General features: G+C 67.6%; 17 protein-coding genes. 1 reads left to right on the plus strand and 16 read right to left on the minus strand.

All coding sequences use genetic code 11. The features are described from left to right. The 4 genes from IEX97_RS04890 to IEX97_RS04905 all read right to left on the minus strand — a co-directional run. Nucleotides 1-576 (minus strand): TIGR01440 family protein (locus tag IEX97_RS04890; protein WP_373289406.1); only part of this gene is annotated, 576 nt, incomplete at its 3' end. A 23-nt stretch (nucleotides 577-599) separates the two neighbouring features. Next, nucleotides 600-1085 carry a ribose 5-phosphate isomerase B gene (rpiB, locus tag IEX97_RS04895; protein ID WP_229776413.1) on the minus strand — a complete coding sequence of 162 codons (486 nt, stop codon included), beginning with the start codon at nucleotides 1083-1085 and terminating at the stop codon, nucleotides 600-602. Next, nucleotides 997-1683, minus strand: coding sequence for a low molecular weight protein arginine phosphatase (locus tag IEX97_RS04900; protein WP_188881487.1), 687 nt, complete (start codon nucleotides 1681-1683; stop codon nucleotides 997-999). The genes rpiB and IEX97_RS04900 overlap by 89 nt, the downstream gene beginning before the upstream one ends. A 201-nt stretch (nucleotides 1684-1884) precedes the next feature. Beyond that, a complete protein-coding gene (locus IEX97_RS04905; protein WP_229776415.1) occupies nucleotides 1885-2442 on the minus strand; it encodes a manganese efflux pump MntP in 558 nt (185 codons plus the stop codon). A 104-nt stretch (nucleotides 2443-2546) separates the two neighbouring features. Between IEX97_RS04905 and IEX97_RS04910 the strand changes: the two genes are divergently transcribed. Further along, a complete protein-coding gene (locus IEX97_RS04910) occupies nucleotides 2547-4103 on the plus strand; it encodes an SGNH/GDSL hydrolase family protein (protein WP_188881488.1) in 1557 nt (518 codons plus the stop codon). On the opposite strand, the gene IEX97_RS04915 is transcribed toward IEX97_RS04910, so the two are convergent. The 12 genes from IEX97_RS04915 to IEX97_RS04970 all read right to left on the minus strand — a co-directional run bounded on the left by IEX97_RS04915 (nucleotide 4054) and on the right by IEX97_RS04970 (nucleotide 16626). Next, nucleotides 4054-5226, minus strand: a complete 1173-nt coding sequence (locus IEX97_RS04915; RefSeq protein ID WP_188881489.1) for an L-threonylcarbamoyladenylate synthase — start codon at nucleotides 5224-5226, stop codon at nucleotides 4054-4056. The genes IEX97_RS04910 and IEX97_RS04915 overlap by 50 nt on opposite strands. Next, entirely contained in the window at nucleotides 5223-5915 is a 693-nt protein-coding gene (gene spoIIR / locus IEX97_RS04920; protein ID WP_188881490.1) for a stage II sporulation protein R, read from the minus strand. The genes IEX97_RS04915 and spoIIR overlap by 4 nt, the downstream gene beginning before the upstream one ends. A gap of 93 nt (nucleotides 5916-6008) precedes the next feature. After that, the gene (gene prmC, locus IEX97_RS04925) at nucleotides 6009-7013 is read right to left on the minus strand and encodes a peptide chain release factor N(5)-glutamine methyltransferase (protein ID WP_188881491.1); all 1005 of its coding nucleotides are present in this window, start codon (nucleotides 7011-7013) and stop codon (nucleotides 6009-6011) included. A 16-nt stretch (nucleotides 7014-7029) separates the two neighbouring features. Further along, nucleotides 7030-8124, minus strand: coding sequence for a peptide chain release factor 1 (prfA, locus tag IEX97_RS04930; RefSeq protein ID WP_188881492.1), 1095 nt, complete (start codon nucleotides 8122-8124; stop codon nucleotides 7030-7032). A 151-nt stretch (nucleotides 8125-8275) separates the two neighbouring features. Continuing rightward, nucleotides 8276-8488, minus strand: coding sequence for a 50S ribosomal protein L31 (gene rpmE / locus IEX97_RS04935; protein WP_188881553.1), 213 nt, complete (start codon nucleotides 8486-8488; stop codon nucleotides 8276-8278). Nucleotides 8489-8950: 462 nt separating this feature from the next. Further along, nucleotides 8951-10216, minus strand: coding sequence for a transcription termination factor Rho (gene rho / locus IEX97_RS04940; protein WP_188881494.1), 1266 nt, complete (start codon nucleotides 10214-10216; stop codon nucleotides 8951-8953). A 297-nt stretch (nucleotides 10217-10513) separates the two neighbouring features. Beyond that, nucleotides 10514-11752: an LL-diaminopimelate aminotransferase gene (locus IEX97_RS04945; protein ID WP_188881495.1), complete on the minus strand. Its 1239-nt coding sequence runs from the start codon at nucleotides 11750-11752 to the stop codon at nucleotides 10514-10516. A gap of 69 nt (nucleotides 11753-11821) precedes the next feature. Next, nucleotides 11822-12469 (minus strand): fructose-6-phosphate aldolase, encoded by a 648-nt coding sequence (gene fsa, locus IEX97_RS04950; RefSeq protein WP_188881496.1) that lies wholly within the window; start codon nucleotides 12467-12469, stop codon nucleotides 11822-11824. Nucleotides 12470-12625: 156 nt separating this feature from the next. After that, a complete protein-coding gene (locus IEX97_RS04955) occupies nucleotides 12626-12988 on the minus strand; it encodes a response regulator (protein ID WP_188881497.1) in 363 nt (120 codons plus the stop codon). 231 nt (nucleotides 12989-13219) lie between these two features. Then, complete coding sequence (locus IEX97_RS04960; RefSeq protein WP_188881499.1) at nucleotides 13220-14848, minus strand: CTP synthase; 1629 nt, start codon at nucleotides 14846-14848, stop codon at nucleotides 13220-13222. 192 nt (nucleotides 14849-15040) lie between these two features. Next, nucleotides 15041-15604 (minus strand): DNA-directed RNA polymerase subunit delta, encoded by a 564-nt coding sequence (rpoE, locus tag IEX97_RS04965; protein WP_188881501.1) that lies wholly within the window; start codon nucleotides 15602-15604, stop codon nucleotides 15041-15043. Between the two features lie 209 nt (nucleotides 15605-15813). After that, nucleotides 15814-16626 carry an enoyl-CoA hydratase/isomerase family protein gene (locus IEX97_RS04970; protein WP_188881502.1) on the minus strand — a complete coding sequence of 271 codons (813 nt, stop codon included), beginning with the start codon at nucleotides 16624-16626 and terminating at the stop codon, nucleotides 15814-15816. Nucleotides 16627-16639: the final 13 nt, after the last annotated feature.

Consider the following 16639-nt stretch of genomic DNA (forward strand, 5'->3'; position numbering starts at 1 on the left):
GAGCGGGGGCCGCGTGCGCGCCATGGTCACGTGCGCGCGGCCAATCTCCCGCCGCCGCCCGCGCACCGGCACCGCCACCCGGCGCAGGTGCATGCCGATGAGCGTGTCGCCGATGTCGATGCCGGCGTCCGCCGCCACCGCCTCGACCAAGCACGCGTCCGGCCACGTGAAATACGCCGCCGCCGCCACCGCGCCGCCCGCGCCGGGGACGGGGACGGCCGTCACCTCGCGCCATCCGTGACGCTCGACCGCATCCGCCCGCGCCACCAGCGCGCGGTTGAGGTGCTCGCAGCACTGGAACACCACGTCGCACCCTGTCTCCTCCGCAAACGCCAGCACCGCGTCGACGACAGCTTGTCCGAGCGCCGCCGAGGTCGCCGTGCCGATGCGCTCGCCGGCAATCTCGCTCGTCGACGCGCCGACGACCAGCACCTTCCCCGGCCCGAGTCCGGCGGCCGCCTGCAGATCGGCGAGGCACTCCGCGGTCTGCCGCCGCACCTCCTCGGGGGTGACGGGTCCATCCGCACGCGCGGGCGGCTGCCCGGTGTGTGCATGCGCAGGTGGCTGTCCGGCCACGATGCTCACCTCCCGCCCTGCGGTCAGCAGCTGCTCCCGGCGTCGATCACGGCTCCCGCGGCGCGCAGGCTCTCGCGCTCGACGGCCTGGATCTTCTCCACCCGCTGCCCGTGGCGGCCGCCCATGAAACCGGTCGTCAACCAGACCTTGAGCACCTCGGCCGCCAGGCCGGGCCCGATGACCCGCTCGCCCATGGTCAAGACGTTGGCGTCGTTGTGCGCCCGCGACATGGCGGCGGAGAACGTGTCGTGCGCCGTCACCGCCCGGATGCCCGGCACCTTGTTGGCGGTGATGCACATCCCGAGGCCCGTGCCGCAGATGAGGACACCGCGATCGTACTCGCCGGCCGCGACCGCGCGCGCCACCTTGACCGCGTAATCCGGATAATCGACCGATGTTTCCTCGTAGCAGCCGAGGTCGTCAAACGCCACGCCCAGCTCCGTCAGGGTCGGCTTCAGGAGCTCCTTCAGGCGGAAGCCGGCGTGATCGCTCGCAATCGCCACTTTCATCACGGTTTGCCTCCAGTGTTTCGTCTTGCCCCGGCCGCACACCGGCACCGCCCGCCGCTGCCGCCGTCCCGGCGGCCGGTTCGGCAGCAGCATCCGCCGGTGCGCCCGCGGGCACGCCGCCGCGGGTCTCATCTGCCGCCGGCGCCAACTTGTCGACGAGCCGCTCCACCAACCGCTCGAGCTGGGCGGCACACGCTTCGTACACCTCCGCCGACCCGCCGAACGGATCGAGGATGTCGTGCACCTCCGCGGCTTCCTCCGCTCCGGCGACAAACGCGCCCAGCGCGTGGATCTTTCCGGCCAGATCCGGGAAGCGGGCCTGTGCCTCGCGCGCGTGGCTGGCGGTCATCGTCAAAATCAAGTCGGCCCGCTCCGCGAGTTCGCGCGTGAGCGGGCGGGATGCGTGCGGCTTGAGCGGGACGTGGCGCCGGGTGAGCGCGTCCTGGGCCAGCGGGGTCATCGGCTGTCCCTCTGCCGCGTACAACCCGGCGGATTCGGCCGTCCAGCCGAGGCCGCGTTCCTGGAGCTTCGCCATCGTCAACATCGCTGCCATCGGACTGCGGCAGGTATTCCCGGTGCATACGAACAACAGGTGCATCCCGTCCCGGCTCCTTCGGCAAATTCCCTGCAGATTGCGGACTCGTCTGCGGCGTTCGTTCGTGCCTACAGTATATCCCGGCCCGGATGGGGCATGCAACCGCGCTGCGGCCACGGTGCGGCGATGCGGCAAGGCGGTGTGGCAGCGGACTTGCAGCACCCCGTGACGCGGGGGCCGGACGGGTGTCCGCCGAGGCGGGTGTCAGCCGAACAGGAAGTGGGCGCCGTACCCGATGAGGATGCACGCGCCGACCACCTCGCCCCACGCACCGGCCCAGGCGTTCGCCTTCTTGCCCACGTACATCCCGGCCAGGCACATCCAAGTGGCTGCCCACCCGAACGCCAGCGCCGACATCACCCCGTACGCGGTGCTGCGCAGGCCGAGGCTGAAGCCGACCGACAGGGCGTCCACCGACACCCCGGCCGAGAACGCCAGCTTGGAGGAGAGCGTCCGGCCGAACGGCATCGCTTCCGGCTGTTGACTGACCGATCCGTACAGCATATGCAACCCCATGCCGATGAGCAGGGCTGCCCCAAAGACGTGGGCCGCGTAACCCAACCGGCTGCCCAGCACCGCACCAGCCCACAGGCCGGCGAGCGTCATCCCGACATGAAAGACGCCAATCCACGCCGCCAGCCGCAGGGCCTGGTCCCGGCGCAGACCGTTGAGCCCGAGTCCCATCGACAACGAAAACGCGTCCATGCCGATGGCGAGCGACATCAGGCAGATTTCGAGCAGGTCGTGCAGGTGTTCTGTCACTTGGCTCCCCCTCGTGCGGACACCTGCTCCACTGTATGCGCCTGTCCGGGGGATCATGAGGAGCGGAAAATCAGCTACAATGGTCGCGGAGGGAGGCGTTGCCCATGCCCCGCCGGTCAACCGGCGTTTACCGCATCACCGTGGCACTCTTTGCCGCCTGCGCGGCCGTCGCCGCACCCGCGGCGAGCGGATGGGCGAAGCAGGAACAGCATCTGGTCGCGCTCGGCGACTCCATCACCTACGGGCTGTATCTCGCGGCCGACACGGCCCATCCGGCGCCGCAAGCCTATCCCTTCCTCGTCGCCCGCGACGAGGGGTGGCAGGTGACCAATCTCGCCGTGCCCGGCTGGACGTCGGCCGACCTGCTCCACGCGCTCGCCACACCCAGGTTCACCGCGGCGTTGCGCCAGGCCACCGTCGTCACGGTGGACATCGGCAGCAACGACCTGCTGCGGGCGGCCGCACCGCTCCTGGCCCGCTACTTGGCCGACGGATCGCTCACCGTCACGCCGGCGGATACGGCCCGCCTCCAGGCGGCCGCCGCAGCGTTCGCGGCCAACCTGCCGCGGATTGTGGCGGCCATCCGGCGGCAGACCGCTGCGCCGCTCGTCCTTCTCAACCTGTACGATCCCTTCCCGGACCGCCACCCGTTGCACCCGCTGGCCGAGGAGGTGATTGCGGCGGAAAACCAGGCCATCCTGACGGTCGCGGCGCAGTCCCAGAGCCTGTTCGCCGACGTATACCTGGTGTTCAACCACCATCAGGCGGAGGACGTGCGGGTGGCTGCGCACGACGTGCACCCGACCGTGGCCGGCCAGCGTGCCCTCGCCCAATGCGTCGAGGATGCGCTGGCCCATCCCCTCGCCGCCTCGCCGCACTTCTACGCCGTGGCGCCGCGCGGGGCGGTCATCCGCAGCCAGCCGAGCCCTGCCGCGCCCGCCCTCTTCTATCTGCACGGCAACCAGGGGGTGCTCGTCATCGGCGCGGCGAGCGCGGCGCCGGGTGCGGCCAATGCGGCCCAGGACGCGGCCAACGCAGCGCCGGGTGCGGCCAATGCGGCACCGAGTGCGGCCGCGGCTTGGCTGCAGGTGGTGACGCCGGACGGCCAGCGCGGCGACGTGCCCGCCGGCGAGGTGCAGACGTTCATCCGGCCTTGGAACGACCCTGTCTTCGCCGACCGGGTGGTCCGTCTCGCCGCGGCGCCTGGCACCCCCGCCGTGTCCTGGCAGGGGACGGTCTACGTCCCTGCGGCCTGGCTCGCGCGGCAGGCGGGCGGGCGGGCCGCATGGCACAACACCACGCGTGAGGTCGCGCTGACGACGCCCGGCGCAGCCGGTGTGCGGGGAGCGGCCGCAAGCGGCGCCGCGAACCGTGCCGCAAGTGCTGCCGCAGGCGGCGTAAGCGGTGACACAAGCGGCGGCATCGAATGGGCCACGCGAACGACCATCCCCGTGCCTTCCGGCACCCCCGCGCCGCAGACGGTCATCCGTCTGGCCGGAATCGAGTTGACCATCGACGGCGAGCCCATCCGGCTCGCGCATCCGCCGTTTCTATGGCAAGGGCAGGTGTACCTCCCGGCCGCGGAGGTGTGGACGGCGCTCGGCGGCGAGGTCAGACAAGATGCACGCGGCCTGACGCTGCTTTCGCCAGCCGGTTCATGACCGCAGCGCCCAATCCATCCGGCGCCACGCCTTGGACAAGGATGTGGCGCGCTCCCTGCGCCTCGAACGCGCGCAACAGGCGATAGATCTCCCGCGCCAGCGCCTCGGTGTACGGCGTACCGGGCGGCGGCGACCAGGCGAGCACGCCCGCTTGGGCCAAGCCCTCCGTCCGTTCCGCGATCACGGCCACCGTGTCCTCTGGGTGCCGGGCTCGCAACGTCGCCAACCACGCGCGCATCGCGGCCAGCACGCGGCCGTTCGGCCCGACGAACACATGCACGTCCGCGTCCGGCGCGTAGTGGCGGTACTTCATCCCAGGCGACGGCGGCGGGCCGAGGTCAGGCGCCCCGGATGCAGCGTGGCGTTCCGCCCTGGGGACACCGGGGGGTTCTCCCTCGATATCGCTCTGCATCATCGCAGCGGCCAGCCCGGCATCCGGGCGCAACAGGTGGCCGTGCCAATCCACCGGCACGCCGGACGCCGCCATGAGCGCCTCGCGTGTCACGCCGCCTGGCCGGTAGATCACACCCCGCTCCGCGGTGAACGCGACGACCGTCGACTCCACCCCGACCTGGCACGGCCCGCCGTCCACCACGCCGTCGATACGGCCGGCGAGATCGGCCAAGACGGCGGCGGCGTCGGTCGGGCTCGGCCGCCCTGACCGGTTGGCGCTCGGCGCGGCGACTGGACAGCCCGCGGCCCGGATGAGGGCCCGCGCCACCGGATGGTCCGGCAGGCGGACGCCGACCGTGGGCAATCCCGCCCGCACCGTCGCGGCAATGCGCGGCCCCGCCGGCACGATGACGGTGAGCGGCCCTGGCCACAGCGCGGCCATCGCCCGCCGCGCCGGTTCCGGCAGCGCGTCGGGACAGGTCACCATGCCGAGCATGTCCATATCGGCGATGTGGACGATGAGCGGGTTGTCGGCCGGTCGCCCTTTCGCCTGGAACACCTTGCGGGCCGCGGCGTCGTCCCACGCGTTGGCGCCCAGCCCGTACACCGTCTCGGTCGGAAACGCGATCACGCCTCCCGCACGCAAACAGGCGGCCGCATCCGCGATGGCCGCCTGCGCCGCCTCGTCCATGTTGCCATCTGCGTCCACGTGCACGCGCCAGACGTTCATCCTCCGGCTCCTTTCCCCGCCAGCCACGCGCGCACGCCCTTCCAGACCGCTTCCCCGTAGTCGAGCGCCGCCACCCGCACCGCCACCTGGCGCGGTTGACCGTCCGCGCCGGGCACCGTGATGGTTTCGAGCGGCGGCAGGTCCGGGAAGCCGCCGGTGTTGGGCACCGCGTCGCCGTCGGCGATGTCGATGAAGCACAGCGGCGGATAGAGCACGCACCACCAGTTCTCACCCGCGCCGCGGCCGAGCACGATGCGCAGTGCCTCGTACTCCCCCGCCGGATAGACCCGGTTCCCGTACACCTTCGTCGGAAACGGGACACGGCCGAGTTGGACCTCTGCGGCATACGGCATGCCGTCGCGCCGCAGGATGCGGTCGGCCAGCGCCGTCACCTGCGGCAGGTGCGCCCGCAACACCGCCTCCGCACCGGCTGCCGACGTGACCCCATGCAGCCACGCCGCCGCCGCCGCGACCACCGCGTCGCGCACCTTCAGCTTCTCCGCCTGGTCGGCGGGGCGGTCGCTGTTGGCGATGATCCGCAGCCGCAGCGCGTCCTCCGGGATGGCTGCCGCGCGCGGGGCGGCCAGGTCCACCCAAGCATTCCCCTGCGCCCGGGCCATGAAGGCATGCCCCACGGCGGCCACCAGGCAGAGCCCCGCCAAAAACCAAAGCAACCTCCGTCCGCTCATCCGTCGTCCCTCCGGGCCGGCCGCCTGCCGGTCTTGCGTCTCTAGCAGACAGTCTGTCCCGGAGTTCGTAGAGTTAAACGCCGCGGATGAGCGTCAGGTCTGCGGCAAGGCAGGCAGCGGCGCGCCGCGCGCAGCGGCCACGACACGCGGGATGCCGCGCAGGTCGGGGATCACCGTGAACGCCCAGCCTGGCCAGCGCTCCGCCTGCGCCGCGAACAGCGCGCACACCGCATCCGCCTGGCCGTCCCCCACCTCGAGCAACATGGCGGCTGGCTCCGGCGTCGCCGCGAACGCCGCATCGCCCATGGCGGCAAACCGGCGGTAGAAGTCAAGGCCGTCGGGGCCGCCGTCGAGGGCGAGGCGGGGTTCGTGGTCGCGCACTTCGGCGTCCAGCCGCGCGATCTCGCCCGCCGGGATGTAGGGCGGATTGCTGACCACGAGATGGGGCAGCCAACCGGTGCTCGCCAGTTCCCCCCAGACCGCGAACCCGTCGCCGGTCCGCCACGCGACGCGCGCGCCCAAGGCGGCCGCGTTGCCGGCGGCCACCGCGACGGCGGCCGCCGAGATGTCGCATGCGATGACTTCCGCCGCCGGACAAGCGAGGGCGAGGCTGATGGCGAGCACACCGCTGCCCGTGCCGAGATCGTAGATGCGCGCGCGGAGGTGAGCGCACACCGGAAAGCGAAGCCACGCGGCGGCCGCGGCGTACAGCACCTCCGTCTCCGGACGCGGAATGAGCACGTCGGGCGTGACGCGGAACATCCGTCCCAGAAACGGCGCCCGGCCGGTGATGTACTGCAGCGGTTCGCCCGCTTTCCGGCGCGCCACCGCGTGCCGAAAGCGGGCGGATGCCGCAGCCGGCAGGCGATCCCGCAAGCGCGTGACGAGATCGATCCGCTCCCAGCCCGCGGCCCACAACAGCAGTTGTTCCGCCTCGGCCCGCGCCACCTCCGCGCGCGCGTCCCCGAGGCGCGCCGGGAGCCCCCGCACCATCTCCTCCTGCGCCCAGCGGATGGCCTCCGCCACGGTCAGTTCGTTCGCGCGCCGCGCATCTTCGCCGCCTGGGGCTGGCACGCCGCCCTGCCTGCACGCCGGCACGTCCGTAACCCCCGTCTTACGCCTCTGCCGCCTCCACCGCGGCGTCTGCCTGCTGTTCCAGCAGTTTCGCGCGGTGGGCGACGATGAGCGCCTGGATGATCTCTTCCAAGTCCCCGTCGAGCACCGCATCGAGGCGGTGCAGCGTGAGGCCAATCCGGTGATCGGTCACGCGGCTCTGCGGGAAGTTGTACGTCCGAATCCGCTCGCTGCGGTCGCCCGTGCCCACCTGGCTGCGCCGGTTGGCCGCAACCTCCCGCTGCTGCTCTTCTTGGTACTTTTCGTAGAGCCGGGCTCTCAGCACCCGCATCGCCTTTTCCTTGTTTTTCAACTGCGACTTCTCGTCCTGGCAGGTGACGACAATCCCGGTCGGCAGGTGGGTGATCCGCACCGCCGACTGGGTGGTGTTCACGCTCTGCCCGCCGGGGCCGGTGGAGCAGAACGTGTCGATGCGCAAGTCCTTCTCGTGGATTTCCACCTGGATGTCCTCGACCTCCGGGAGGACGGCCACCGTGGCGGTCGAGGTGTGGATGCGCCCGCCCGACTCGGTGACGGGCACCCGTTGCACGCGGTGCGCCCCGCTCTCAAACTTCAGCTTGCTGTACGCCCCGCGGCCCTGGATGGCGAGCGTCGCCTCTTTGATGCCGCCGATGTCCGTGTAGCTGGCGTCGAGCAATTCGGTGCGCCAACCGTTGCGCTCCGCGTACCGCTGGTACATCCGCAGCAGGTCTGCGGCGAACAACGCCGCTTCCTCACCGCCCGCCGCACTGCGGATCTCGAGAAACACGTTTTTCTCGTCGTTCGGGTCCTGCGGCAAGAGCAACACCTGCAGCTGCTCGCGCAGGCGATCCCGCTCTGCGGAGAGCCGCTCCACCTCGCTCTTCACCAATTCCCGCATTTCATCGTCGAGCTTCTCCTGCAGCATCGCTTTGGCGTCGGCGAGCTCCGCCTCGGCCCGCTTGTACGCACGGTACGCGGTGACGGCATCTTCCAGATCCGCCTGCTCCTTGGCGTACGCGCGCAGCTTGTCAGGGTCGCTGACGACGTTCGGATCGCACAGCAACTGCGTCAGTTGTTCGTACCGGCGCTCCATGGCTTCCAGCCGTTCCAGCACGCGCGCTCACCTCCTGTCCAAGGCAGGCGGCCTGCGCCGGCGAGCCGCCAGAAAGTAAAAAAGCCAACGCCGGAGCCATCCATCCGTGCCGCGCCGCGCGGGCACCGCGGGATGGACGAACGTCCAACCTTGGCCATGGGCACCGCCTCGATTACTGAGCCTTCGGCGTCAAGCCGTACTTCTTGTTGAACCGCTCGACGCGGCCGCCGACGTCCACCAGCTTCTGCTTGCCGGTGAAGAACGGATGGCACTTGGAGCAGATTTCGACGCGGATATTCTTCTTGACGGAACCCGTCTCAAACGTCTCCCCGCAGGCGCAGGTCAACGTGGTGATGTGGTATTCCGGATGAATGCCCGGTTTCATGTCGTTCACCTCGCTTCGTCCCTCATCAGGCGCTACGGGCCATTATAACACGTGACACGTTTCGTGTCACGCCGTGTTCGTGCCAAGCTCGCACTGCGGCCGCTTCTCCAAGCAACCGCGCGCACTGCATTCGTTTCTCCAAAATGATGATAAACATAAACTCCCCGTTATTGCCATCTCTTCCATGTGTGACTTACCATGGTAATCGCCGCGGGACGCGGCGGCACGGGGAGGTGCAGGGGATGCAGGCTGGGTGGACCACGTGGGTCGCCGGGTTCTGGACCGCGCTGTTGTCGTTGTCCGCCGTCAGTGGCGGCAGCGAGCCGGTGTGGTTGGAACCCCCGGACGACTGAGCGCCTCGGCATGAGACACGTCCAAGCTCGCACTGCAGCCGCAGGGAAAGGCTTCCACTCTTCCCTGCGGCTTTTGTGATGGCGCACCCGGCGAATGCGTCGCGGCAGCTTACCGTTTTTCCTTATGCAATTCGAGGCTCTCCAGAAATTCCTTGTTGGTCTTGTAGTTTTTGAACTTGCGGATGAACAACTCGGTGAAGTCGGGGTTGTCGCCCATCGACTTGCGGATGGCCCACACCCGCTCCAGTTCCTCCTTCGGTTGCAGCAACTCCTCGCGCCGGGTGCTGGAACGGCGGATGTCGATGGCCGGAAACACGCGCTTCTCCGCCAGGCGCCGGTCGAGATGAAGCTCCAGGTTGCCCGTCCCCTTGAACTCCTCGTAGATCACGTCGTCCATGCGCGATCCGGTGTCAATCAACGCCGTGGCCAAGATGGTGAGGCTCCCGCCCTCCTCGACGTTGCGCGCGGCGCCGAAGAACCGTTTCGGACGGTGGAACGCGGCCGGATCGATGCCTCCGGACAGGGTGCGCCCGCTCGGCGGGACCACCAGGTTGTAGGCACGGGCCAGGCGCGTGATGCTGTCGAGGAGGATGACCACGTCGCGCTTGTGCTCCACCAGGCGCAGCGCCCGTTCCAACACCAGCTCCGCCACCTTGATGTGGTTCTCCGGCACCTCGTCGAACGTCGAGGCGATGACCTCGCCCCGCACCGACCGCTGCATGTCGGTGACCTCTTCCGGGCGTTCGTCGATGAGCAGCACGAACAGCTCGGCTTCCGGGTAATTGGTGGCCACGCTGTGGGCAATCTCCTTGAGCAGCATCGTCTTGCCCGCCTTCGGCGGGGCGACGATGAGCCCGCGCTGGCCGAAACCCACCGGTGTGAACAGGTCAATCACCCGGGTGGCAATCTTGTCGGGTGAGGTCTCCATGATCATGCGCCGGGTGGGAAACAGCGGTGTCAGGGCGGCGAAGTGGAGGCGTTCGGCGGCTTCGTCGGGGCTCACCCCGTTGACCGCTTCGACGTGCAGCAGGCCGAAGTAGCGTTCATTCTCCTTGGGCGGACGCACCTTGCCGGAGACGAGATCGCCCGTGCGCAGGTCGAAGCGGCGGATCTGAGATGCCGCCACGTAGATGTCCTCCGAACTGGGCAGGTAGCCGACCGGGCGGAGGAAACCGTAACCCTCCGGCATAATTTCCAGCACGCCCTCGGCAAACATCAGGCCGTCCCGCTCGGCCTGGGCTTTGAGGATGGCGAAGATGAGTTCTTTCTTCTTCATGTTCCCGTAGCCCGGGATTTGAAACTCCTTGGCCAGGGTGTACAGCTCTGTCAACTTTTTGGCTTCCAGTTCCTTGATGTCCAATGGCGTCCCCCACATTCCGCGCGCAGGCGGAACCGTTCGCCGGCGCCACAAGGGCGCACGGCGAAACTGCCCGCACGTTGCGAGCCGATTTCTCATTCGTACAGGTTGACCGGCGCAATCATATCTTATGCGCTTTTCCGTAAGAACACCTATACTCCGCGAACTTTGTGCGCTTCTCTCTGTTCCAGGAGTTCCTCGGTGGAGTGGTCAAAGGAGTGCGAAGCCATCGATCCATGGATGTCCAGGCTGGATGGTGCCGTAGCGGCACCATCCAGCGGTGAACGCGGCGCGCGGACAGCATGTGACCGAGCGTCAGAAGATGAACCGCAGTTGACGCAGGCGCCGGCGCAGTTCCTCCATCACCCGGCGCTCCTCTTCCACCGTCGCCGCCTCGTACGTGACGGACCAGCGCACGTACGCGCCCGCGTCATCCCAGGGTACGGTCGAGATGGACTGTTCCTGGATGAGGTATTCCGAAAACGCTGCAGCACTGTCGAAGGTGGGACCGCCCACGACGCCTCGCGGTGCCTTCACATAGAGGAAGAACGTGCCCTTGGGTTTTTTCGCGTCGAACCCCGCCTCGCGCAGCACCTCCACCAACATGTCGTGGCGCCGCGAATACTTCTCCGCCGTCTCCTCGGTCCATTCCGGATGGCCGAGCGCGTACGCCGACGCCAATTGGATGGCGCGGAACTGCCCGGAGTCGTTGTTGTCCTTGACGGTCGCGAACGCCTTGACCACGAGCGGGTTGCCGGCGACGAACCCCAGGCGCCAACCGGTCATGTTGAACGCCTTGGACATCGAATGCACCTCGACGCCGACGTCATCCGCGCCCGGCAGCGAGAGGAAGGAGAGCGGCTTGGCGCCGTCGAACACCAGTGCGCCGTACGCCGCATCGTGGACAACCACCAACTCATGCTTGCGGGCGAAGTGGATGACCCGCTCGAAGAACTCCGGCGTCGCCGCGGCGCCCGTCGGGTTGTTGGGGTAATTGAGGTACATCAACTTCGCCTTGCGGGCGACCTCCGGCGGGATGCTGTCGAGGTCCGGCAGGAAACCGTTCTCCTCCGTGAGCGGCAGGTTGTAGGCGATGCCCCCGAGCCAGGTGGAAATGGTGGCCAGCACAGGATACCCGGGGACCGTCTGCAAAACCACGTCACCCGGATTGATGAACGCGTACGGCAAGAGCGCCAGCGCCGATTTCGAGCCGATGGCGTGGTTGATCTGCGTGTCCGGGTCAATCCCCTCCACGCCGTACACCCGCGCCAAATACTCCGCCGCGGCGCGCTTGTATTCGTCGATCCCGTTGTCGGCGTAAAACCGGTTCGCCGGGTCGAGCGCCGCCTGCGCAAGCACCTCGACAATCTCCTTGCGGGCCGGCGCATCCGGTTCACCGACGCCCATGTCGATGATCTCGCGCTCCGGATGGGCGGCCTTGGCCGCCGCCTTGGCGCGCTTGATGCGCTCGAACTTGTAGATGACCGTATCTTTGCCAAACTGCCGGCCGCCGATGCGATCGGCGATCAAACCTTGGATGTACGACTCAGACATACCTGACTCCTTTCCCTGCACCTCGCGGCCGTCCGAGCGCGATGTGCCACCATCCTCCGCTCGTGCGCCTCACTTCTTCTGCGCCGCGTTCCAGTCGGCGAGGAACCGCTCGATGCCTTGGTCGGTGAGCGGGTGCTTGATCATCCGGTCGAGCACCGCGTACGGGCACGTGGCGATGTGCGCCCCGGCCTTCGCCGCCTGGGTCACGTGCATCGGATGGCGGATGCTCGCCGCGATGATCTCGGTCTTGATGTCGTGGATCTGGAAGATGGTGCTGATGTCCTGGATCAACTCCACGCCGTCATAGCTGATGTCGTCCAGGCGCCCGATGAACGGACTGACGAACGACGCGCCCGCCCGTGCCGCGAGCAACGCTTGGTTGGCGGTGAACACCAGCGTCACGTTGGTGCGGATGCCCTGATTCGCCAAGCGGTGCACCGCCTTGAGCCCTTCCGCAGTCAGCGGGACCTTGATGACGATGTTCGGGTGCAGGGCCGCCAGCGGTTTGGCCTCCTCCACCATCCCGTCGGCGTCGAGGCTCACGACCTCCGCGCTGATGGGACCGTCGACAATCTGCGTGATTTCCTTGAGCACCTCGATGAAATCGCGCCCTTCCTTGGCCACCAAGGACGGGTTGGTCGTCACACCGCTCAAAATGCCCATTTCGGCCGCTTTGCGGATCTCGTTCACATTGGCGGTATCGATGAACAGCTTCATACCCCTCACCTCATCTTCTCGTCGGCAGACGAGTGTATGTACGGCGGGCCGGTCCCTGCCGGGCCCGGCCCGGCGTTGCAAGGCGGAGCGGGCGGGAAACCGGCAGACACAATTCCTACATCATCTTATCACTGAATCACAGGCGCGTAAAACGCTTTAGGACATCAGCTGCGCATGGACAGCCATCCGCAGTTCGTCGATGTCGAAGGGTTTGGTGAAGTACGCGATGGCACCGAGCTCCATGGCCTCCTGGATGAGGTCGAGCTCGCCGTACGCGGTCATCATGATGACCTTGGCCGCCGCGTCCGCTTTGCGGATGCAGCGCAAAATCTCAAGGCCGTCCATGCCCGGGATCTTCATGTCGAGCAACACCAAGTCCGGCCGCTCCCGCACGGCGACGGCCAGAGCCTCCTGGCCGTTGGCGGCCGCAAACGTCTCGTATCCCTCTTGGCTCAACACCTCTTGCAACAACACACGGATGCCCAATTGGTCGTCGACGATGAGGACCTTCTTCGCCACCTTTTCGTCTCCTTCTCCCAAGCGGCGCCCGGCCGCAATCGCGCAGGACGGGGCGTGCCCCTGCGGGGCACGCTTACAGGATTCAACAGGCGGGAAGAAAATCCTCTTCGCAAGTTTCGACAGCATCCGCCAAACGGCGCGCGGATGACGCGCTGCCCGGGTACGGCCGCCAAGGAAACATTCGGAATCCGGCGTGGCCGCCACAGAAGACCGCCACAAGCGGGGCTTGGCTCAGCCGCGGGCCACGCCCTCCACCGCCAACTGCCGCTGGTATGCCAGGGCCGCCTCGATGAAGTCGCGGAACAGGGGATGCGCCCGGTTCGGCCGCGATTTGAACTCGGGGTGGAACTGCACGCCGACGAACCACGGATGGTCCGGAAGCTCGATGATCTCCACCAGACGCCCGTCCGGACTTGTCCCCGCAATGCGCAGACCGGCCGCCTCCAAACGGGCCCGGTACGCGTTGTTGAATTCGTAGCGGTGGCGGTGCCGTTCGCTCAGCGTCAGCGTCTGGTAGGCGCGCGCCGCCAGCGTCCCCGGCACCAGCTGGCAGGCGTACGCGCCCAGGCGCATCGTGCCCCCCTTGTCGGCGACCGCCTTCTGCTCCGGCAACAGGTCGATGACCGGGTGTGCGGTGTGCGGGTCGATCTCGCTCGAATGCGCACCCGCCAACCCGGCGACATGGCGGGCGAACTCCACGACCGCCACTTGCATCCCCAGACAGATGCCGAAGAACGGAATGCGGTTCTCCCGCGCATACCGGACGGCGGCAATCTTCCCGTCGATGCCTCTGTCGCCGAACCCGCCCGGCACGAGGATGCCGTCGACACCCGCCAAGAGCTCGGCCACGTTCTCGTCGGTGACGTCTTCCGAGTGCACCAGCCGGATATCCACATGCGCATCGTTGGCGAAGCCGCCGTGCTGCAGGGCGGAGAGGACGCTGGCGTACGCATCCGGCAGCGAGACGTACTTGCCGACCACCGCGATGGTGACATGGTGGTGCAGGTGCTTGATCCGCTCGACCATCGCCGCCCACTCGGTGAGGTCCGGTTCCGGCGTGGACAGCCCGAAGTGGCGGACGACGATGTCGTCGAGCCCCTCGGCGTGGAGCATGAGCGGCACCTCATACAGGATCTCGGCGTCGCGCGCCTCGATGACCGAATCCACGTCTGTGTCGCAGAACAAGGCGATTTTCCGCTTGACCTCCAAGGAGAGCGGCACCTGTGTCCGGCAGACGATCACGTTGGGCTGAATGCCGATGCTGCGCAGTTCGGCCACGCTGTGCTGCGTCGGCTTCGTCTTCACCTCGCCGACCACCTGCAGGTACGGGATGAGGGTGACGTGGATGTACATCGTGTTCTCGCGGCCGACCTCGCTCTTCATCTCGCGGATGGCCTCGAGGAACGGCAGGCTCTCGATGTCTCCGACCGTCCCGCCAATCTCGGTGATCACGATGTCGGTATCCGGACCGGCGGCCTGCATGATCCGCTCTTTGATCTCGTTCGTCACGTGCGGAATGACCTGCACCGTGCCGCCGAGATAATCCCCCCGCCGCTCCTTGGTGATGACCGACCAGTAGATCTTGCCGCTCGTCACGTTGTTGGCCGCGCTCAGGTTGTTGTCGATGAACCGCTCGTAATGACCCAGGTCGAGGTCGGTCTCCGCGCCGTCTTCGGTGACAAACACCTCCCCGTGCTGATAGGGGCTCATCGTTCCGGGGTCGACGTTGATGTACGGATCGAATTTTTGAATCGTCACGTTCAACCCCCGGTTTTTGAGCAACCGGCCGAGCGAGGCGGCGGTGATGCCTTTACCCAGACCGGAGACCACGCCCCCGGTGACGAAGATGTATTTCGCCATGACGGTTCCCCCTCGCGATCACGCTTCCCAGATGCACGCAACCCGAATGCACGCAAAACAGCGTTCCAGCCCGCGCCGGAACGCATCCGTCTCATCGCACCGCACGCCACCGGGGTGCATGTGCCGATGTGTCTTTCCGCCCGGCACGCCCTCTGCGTCCGTCCCGCGGCGTGCAACAAGGGCGGTGCCGCATCACGATTCGTCCTCTTCGTCTTCGACGGCCGCTTCTTCCTCCGGGAGCAGCTCCTCGTCCGGCAGCTCCGCGTCGTCGACAAACACCTCGTCGTCCGCGGCAAGCAGCGGATCGGCCTCCTCTTCGTCGGCGAGCGCCGGCTCCTCCTCTTCCTCTCCGAACAGGAGCGTCTCCTCCGCCTCCTCTTCGGCAAGCTCCTCCTCTTCCGCGTACTCGTCGAGATCCAAGTCTTCGTCGTCGTCGCTGAACGCATCGCCCGTGCCGCGGATGAACCGCTTGCCAGGCTGTGTCCGCTCGTTCACCTTGTCCACCGGATACCAGCGCTTGAGACCCCAGACGTTCTGGCCGATGCAGACAAAGCGGCCGTCGATGTTGATCTCTGTGTACAGGCGCGCGATGACGTCCATGACCTCTTCGTCGGTCATGTTGCGCAGCGCCTGAATCTCTTTCATCAGGTCACGAAAATAATAAGGCTCCTTCTTCTCTTTGAGGATCCACCACGCCAGCTCGACGAGCGGCATCTGCTGGATCTCTTCCGGTGACTTCGGCAGCGTCACCGCCATCGCCAATCCCCCTCACAGGACACCGGATGGAGCTTGCGCGGGCGCGGCTCGTGCCGCCTTCCCGCGGGCAACTCGCATCAGTATCGACGCGGGCGGAAGGTTTTATTCCACCGCCCGGATACCCTTCTGCAAATGTGGCTATTATAGCACATTCGGGCGCAGGAGTTGAAGGCGACCGACACCATGGCAGGACATGGCCGTTCCCGGTGTCATGAGCCGGCTTGGCCCTGGCCTCTGTCCGCCGGTGCGTTGCGCTTGGCGAGAAACGCCGCCATGGCCGCCCGGCGCTCGGGCGTGGAAAACAGGTCCCCGAACAGTGCGGCCTCCAGGGCGAAGCCGTCGCGTCCGCCGGCCCAGCCTTCGTACACCGCCCGCTTGATGGCCGCCAGCGCCGGCCCGGACAGTGCGGCGAGGCGCTCCGCCCAGCGCATGCCCGCTTCCTCCAGAGCATCGTCCGGGACCACCTCGTTCACGAGGCCCATCGTCAGCGCCTCGGCCGCCGTCACCGGCTCCCCGCGCAACAACAGCGCCATGGCGCGCCCGAGGCCGACCAGCCGGGGCAGGCGCTGCGTGCCGCCAAAGCCGGGCAGGATGCCGAGCGTCACCTCCGGCTGACCGAAACGGGCGCTCTCCGCCGCAATCCGCAAGTCGCACGCCATGGCCAACTCCATGCCGCCGCCGAGCGCCCAGCCGTGCACGAGGGCGATGACCGGCTGGCGCATCCGTTCCAAACGCGCAAACACCGCCTGGCCCCGGGCGGCGAGTTCTGCAGCCTGTTCCGGTGCCAACCCTGCCATCTCCGCGATGTCGGCCCCTGCGGCAAACGCCCGGCCCGCGCCGCGAATCAGGACGACGCGCACGGACGGGTCGTGCGCCAGCTCGTCGAGCGCCGCCGCCAACTGCGCCAACAACGCTTGGCTCAACGCGTTCAACTGCTGCGGCCGGTTGAGGACCACCTTCGCCACAGGACCTTGCCGTTCCACCACGACCCATGATGTGTCCGCCTTCGCCGTATCCGCCATCGTCCACGCCTCC

The organism is Paenalicyclobacillus cellulosilyticus (assembly GCF_014647315.1).
In the GTDB taxonomy this organism is placed as follows: domain Bacteria; phylum Bacillota; class Bacilli; order Alicyclobacillales; family Alicyclobacillaceae; genus Alicyclobacillus_J; species Alicyclobacillus_J cellulosilyticus.